We start from the raw sequence: 4,682 nt of genomic DNA on the forward strand, positions 1-4,682 counted from the left end.
CATCACCGAAGCAACCCGCTGGGCCAACCGCGAAATGACAAGGCCATTCACCATCCTCGGCCTCACCGGATGATGTTGAAACGACCGTGCATCAGTACCAGTGAACCGTCTTCTTCCGTGGACATGGACGTGATCATGCCGCAAGCGGTCGGGATCGGCTGGAGAGGGCAGGATGGGGGTATGAGCGACTGGAATGACAAGGTCATCGAAGAGTTCCGGGCCAATGGCGGGAGGGTGGGTGGCAGCTTCGCCGGGGCCCCGATGGTGTTGGTGCACCACCGGGGGCGCAAGAGTGGCCGGGAAATGGTCAGCCCGATGATGTATCTGCCGCACGACACCGACGACGACGTCATCTTTGTGATCGCCTCGAAGGGTGGGGCGCCGGAGAATCCGGGCTGGTATCACAACCTGACCGCGGCGGGGGATGCGATCGTCGAGCGGGGGACCGAGACCTATGCCGTGACGGTCCGGGATCTCGCGGGGGATGAGCGGGATCGGGTGTTCGAGGAGCAGGCCCGGCGTTATCCGGGGTTCGCCGGTTATGCCCGGAAGACCGCGGGCGTGCGGACCATTCCGGTGCTGGAGTTGTCCCGTCAGGCGTAGGCGCCGGCGGCGATGTCGTCGAGCAGGGCCGGGCCGGTCGGGGTCCAGCCGAACCGGGAGCGGGTGAGGTCGCTGGTGGCGGTCATGTTCGTGCCGAAGATGCGGCCGAGGAAGCCGAAGTGGTCCGGTTCCACCTGTTCGACCGGCACGTTCAGGAACCGGCCGATGGCTTCGGCGATGTCGCGGCTGGGGACGGCGGTCTCGGCTACGGCGTGCAGCCGGGTGCCGGCGGGGGCCTGTTCGAGGGCGAGCCGGATCAGCCGGGCCGCGTCGTGGACGTGGACCGCCGACCACGCGGTGGTGCCGTCGCCGACGTATCCGGACACGCCGCTGCGCCGGGCCGCGTCGAACAGGTAGGAGACGAACCCGTGGTCGCCGGTGCCGTGCACGGTGGGGGCGAAGCGGGCGGCGATCGCGTGGGCGCCGGGGGTGCCGAGGGCCAGGTTCTCGGCGCCGCCGCGGTGGGAGCCGGGGCCGTGGTGCGGGGACGGCTCGTTCTCGGTGGCGGGCCCGAGGCCGGACGCGAACACGAACGGGCGATCGCTTCCGGTCAGGGTGTCGAGGATGGCCTGGACTGACGCGCGTTCGGCCCGGTTTGATGCGGCAGGGTCGGCCCAGTCGTGTTTGTTGGCCAGGTGGACGACGGCGTCGGCGTCGGCGGCGCCGCGCCGGATGCCGTCGAGGTCGTCGAGGTCGCCGCGGAGGACTGTGGCGCCTTTGGCGGTGAGGGCGGTCGCGGCGCTGTCGGTGCGGGCCACCCCGGTGACGGTGTGGCCGGTGGCGAGCAGTTCGTCGACGGTGTGGGAGCCGATCCAGCCGCTGGCGCCGGTGACGAGGACATGCATGGTGGGATCCTCCGAAAGTGATGTCAGGAACTGACATGACGGTACACCCTGACGTCAGTCTCTGACATCACTATGATGAGGATCATGGGGAGATGGCAGGGCGGCGCCGGCGAGCGTCTCAAGGAGGCGGCACTCGGCCTCTTCGCTTCCAAGGGGTATGACGGGACCACGGTCGCCGAGATCGCGGCCGCCGCGGGGCTGACCGAGCGGACCTTCTTCCGGCACTTCAGCGACAAGAAGGAAGTGCTGTTCGTCGATCAGGCGGAGTTCGAGCGGACGTTCCTGGACGCCCTGCCGGAGCGCAGCGACGACCCGATGTGGCTGATCTCGGCGGTCCTCGACACCGCCGCCGGGCTCTTCCCGGAGGAACGCCGCGAATGGTCCCGGGCACGCCAGCGGGTGATCGACGCCAACGTCGCCCTGCGCGAGCGTGAGCTGCTCAAACTGTCCGCGCTGGCGGTCGCCCTGACCGGGGCGCTGACCGGGCGCGGCATCGACCCGATCAGCGCGGCGCTGGCCGCCGAGTCCGGGGTGACCGTGTTCCGGACGGCGTTCACGGTCTGGGTCACCCCGGATGAGGAGCGCGGCTTCGCCGAGATCCAGCAGACGGTGCTGAGCCGCCTGCAGACGTTGCTGGACTGATCAATGTCCGCGTCAATGTCCGCGGAACGCCTCCGCGAGCCACCACGACGGCTGACCGGCGGTGATCTTGGCGTCGACGACCATCGGGACATCGCGAGGCCCCTCGATCCACGCACGGACAAGATCAAGATCTTCCGATTTCCGTACGGTCACCGCCGCGCACCCGTGCCCCCGGGCGATCGCCGCGATGTCCGTCTCCGGGAAGGTCACCGTGGACAGCGGGTGCCCGTCCGGCCCGAAATGGTGCACCTCGGCCCCGTACGCCTCATCGTTGTAGACCACGATCAGCATCCCGAGCCCGAGCCGCCGGACGGTGTCCAGCTCCGCGACGCCCATCAGGAACCCACCGTCCCCGCAGGCCGCCACCGGTAGCCGCTCCGGTTCGGCCAGTGCCGCCCCGAGCGCACTGGCCAGCCCCAGCCCGATCGACTGGAACGACTGGGTGAACACAAAACCCCGCTGATCCGGAACGGTCAAAAACATCGACGGGTAGCCCATGAAGTTGCCCGAGTCGACGGCCACCACCCGCTCCGCGGGCAGCATGTCGTCGAGCGCGATGCTGAGCGTACGCGGATCGATGTGGCTGTCGTCGCCGTCGTCGAAGTACCCGACGTCGCGCCAGCGGCCCTGGACACGCAGCTTCAGGCGTACCTCCTCGGTGCGGTAGCCGGCCCGCGGCGGACCGCCCAGCGCGGCGGCGACCGCGAGCGCGCTGAACCGCGCGTCCCCGGTCACCCCGAGATCGATCCGGTGGTGCCCACCGAGTGCCGCCGAGTCCACGTCCACCTGGGCGACCGCGGCGTCCGGGCTGATCAGGGCCCCGTGCCGGCTGGTCCACATGTTCAGCGAGGCACCCCACGCGACCACCACGTCGGCGTCCCGGATCAGCTCGGCGGCCAGCGGGGTGGCGAACCCGCCGGACACGTCCAGATTCCACTCGTCGCCGCTGAACAGGCCCTTCGCCGCCGCCGAGGTGGCCAGCAGGGCACCGCACGCCTCCGCCAGCGCGGCCACCTCCGAGCCGGCGCCGACCGCGCCCCGCCCGGCGATGAACACCGGCCGCTCGGCATGCCGCAGCAGATGGGCCAGAGCGGTCACCGCGTCGTCGGAGGCGCGGGGTGGCTGGATCGCCGGGGCGGGTGCTGGCTCGGCCGGTTCGGCGGTCGCCGCCTGAATGTCCAGCGGCAGGTTCAGGACGACGGTCCGGCGCTCGTTGACCGCGGTCCGCCACGCCCGGACGGTGTCGGCGACCGCGCCGGCCGGGCTGTGCACCCGCTCGCTGACCGCGCCCACCGCACGGGCGAGCGCGTCCTGGTCGACCCGGAAGTTGGACCGCAGCGCGGACGCCGCCGGTTCGGCCGCCAGCACGATCAGCGGGGTACGGCTCTTGGCCGCCTCGGCCAGCCCGGTCATCGCGTTGGTCAGCCCGCAGCCCTGATGCACCGAGACCAGCCCGACCCGGCCGCTGACCCGGGCGTACGCGTCAGCCGCCGTCGCCGCCCCACCCTCGTGCCGGGTCGCGACGAAGGTGGCCCCGTGCGCGACCAGCGCGTTGGTGACATGGAAGTTGCCGCTGCCGACCACGCCGAACACGAGCTCGGCGCCGAGCGCGGTCAGGGTCTCGCCGACGACGCCGGCCACCGTCTGATCGGTCATCTACTTCTCCACCAGGGCCAGCACCCGCACCGGACTGCCGGAACCGCCGGCGATCGGCAGCGGCGGGGCGATCACCACGGCGCCGGTGGCCGGCAGCCGGTCCAGGTTGCGTAGCTGGGTCAGGCCGTATTTACCGGCCCCCAGCAGGTAGGAGTGGCACGGGAACGCCGGGTCGAACGAGTGCGCGGCACCCGCGTCGGTGCCGACCGTCTCCACCCCGATGCCGATCACCGGGGACTCCTCGGCCAGCCACTTCGCCGCCGCCACCGAGACGCCGGGGGTGTGCGGGCCGGTCTCGTCGGCGTTCAGGAACTCCGCCTGGTCCGACGAGCGGGCGTCCCAGCCGGTACGCAGCAGCAGCCAGCCGCCCTCCGGCAGCGGCCCGTGGACCGCCTCCCACTCCCGGATGTGCTCGACCTCCAGGAGGAAGTCGGGGTCCTCGCCGACCCGGTCGGTCACGTCCACCACGACCGCCGGGGCGACCAGCTTGCGCGGCGGCACCTGCGACACGTCCTCGCCGTCGCGCCCGGTCACCCAGTGCACGGGCGCGTCGAAGTGGGTGCCGGTGTGCTCGCCGGTGTGGATGTCGTTCCAGTACCAGGCGGGGCCACGGTCGTCGTACCGGCTGATCTCGGTCAGTCCGAACGGGATCGTGTTCGCGAACGGCGGCGGCAACTGCAGGATCGGCGTGCTCGCGGCCAGCGGCGCGGTGAGATCGACGACCTCGATCGTGCCGCCGGTGAGTCCGGCCAACAGGGCTTTCAGAACGCTCATCGAGATCTCCAGGGGGCGTCGGCGACGGCCTGAAGCCTACGGCCGCCGCACGCGTTTCGGTGAGCGGCGACACTCCACCGGGTGGACCATGACGGACCGGCGACCGCGCCAGGTTTCCCGGACTCCAGGCCGGCCCCGGTCGTGTGCCGCGTTCCGGTGCGC

5 protein-coding genes are annotated in these 4,682 nt (G+C 71.2%); 2 read left to right on the forward strand and 3 right to left on the reverse strand.

From position 1 onward, the window contains the following. On the forward strand, window positions 1-603 hold a 603-nt coding region (locus tag ACQ0O7_RS44845; protein ID WP_430792053.1), incomplete at its 5' end, for a nitroreductase/quinone reductase family protein. Here the strand turns inward: ACQ0O7_RS44845 and ACQ0O7_RS44850 are convergent. After that, complete coding sequence (locus ACQ0O7_RS44850) at window positions 594-1,448, reverse strand: SDR family oxidoreductase (RefSeq protein ID WP_430792054.1); 855 nt, start codon at window positions 1,446-1,448, stop codon at window positions 594-596. The genes ACQ0O7_RS44845 and ACQ0O7_RS44850 overlap by 10 nt on opposite strands. 84 nt (window positions 1,449-1,532) lie before the next feature. On the opposite strand from ACQ0O7_RS44850, the gene ACQ0O7_RS44855 reads away from it, so the two are divergent. Beyond that, on the forward strand, window positions 1,533-2,090 hold the full coding sequence (locus ACQ0O7_RS44855) for a TetR/AcrR family transcriptional regulator (protein WP_430792055.1): 558 nt from the start codon (window positions 1,533-1,535) through the stop codon (window positions 2,088-2,090). Between the two features lie 12 nt (window positions 2,091-2,102). Here the strand turns inward: ACQ0O7_RS44855 and ACQ0O7_RS44860 are convergent, their stop codons facing one another. Continuing rightward, window positions 2,103-3,746, reverse strand: coding sequence for a thiamine pyrophosphate-binding protein (locus ACQ0O7_RS44860; RefSeq protein ID WP_430792056.1), 1,644 nt, complete (start codon window positions 3,744-3,746; stop codon window positions 2,103-2,105). Then, entirely contained in the window at window positions 3,747-4,520 is a 774-nt protein-coding gene (locus tag ACQ0O7_RS44865) for a cyclase family protein (protein WP_430792057.1), read from the reverse strand. Between the last annotated feature and the right edge of the window lie 162 nt (window positions 4,521-4,682).

Origin of the sequence: Actinoplanes sp. G11-F43 (assembly GCF_050589265.1) — a bacterium.
GTDB lineage: Bacteria > Actinomycetota > Actinomycetes > Mycobacteriales > Micromonosporaceae > Actinoplanes.

Bases quoted from the DNA above. Each gene is read 5' to 3' on its own strand.
- ACQ0O7_RS44850 (WP_430792054.1), bottom strand. From the start codon at position 1,448: ATGCATGTCCTCGTCACCGGCGCCAGCGGCTGGATCGGCTCCCACACC.
- ACQ0O7_RS44855 (WP_430792055.1), top strand. From the start codon at position 1,533: ATGGGGAGATGGCAGGGCGGCGCCGGCGAGCGTCTCAAGGAGGCGGCA.
- ACQ0O7_RS44860 (WP_430792056.1), bottom strand. From the start codon at position 3,746: ATGACCGATCAGACGGTGGCCGGCGTCGTCGGCGAGACCCTGACCGCG.
- ACQ0O7_RS44865 (WP_430792057.1), bottom strand. From the start codon at position 4,520: ATGAGCGTTCTGAAAGCCCTGTTGGCCGGACTCACCGGCGGCACGATC.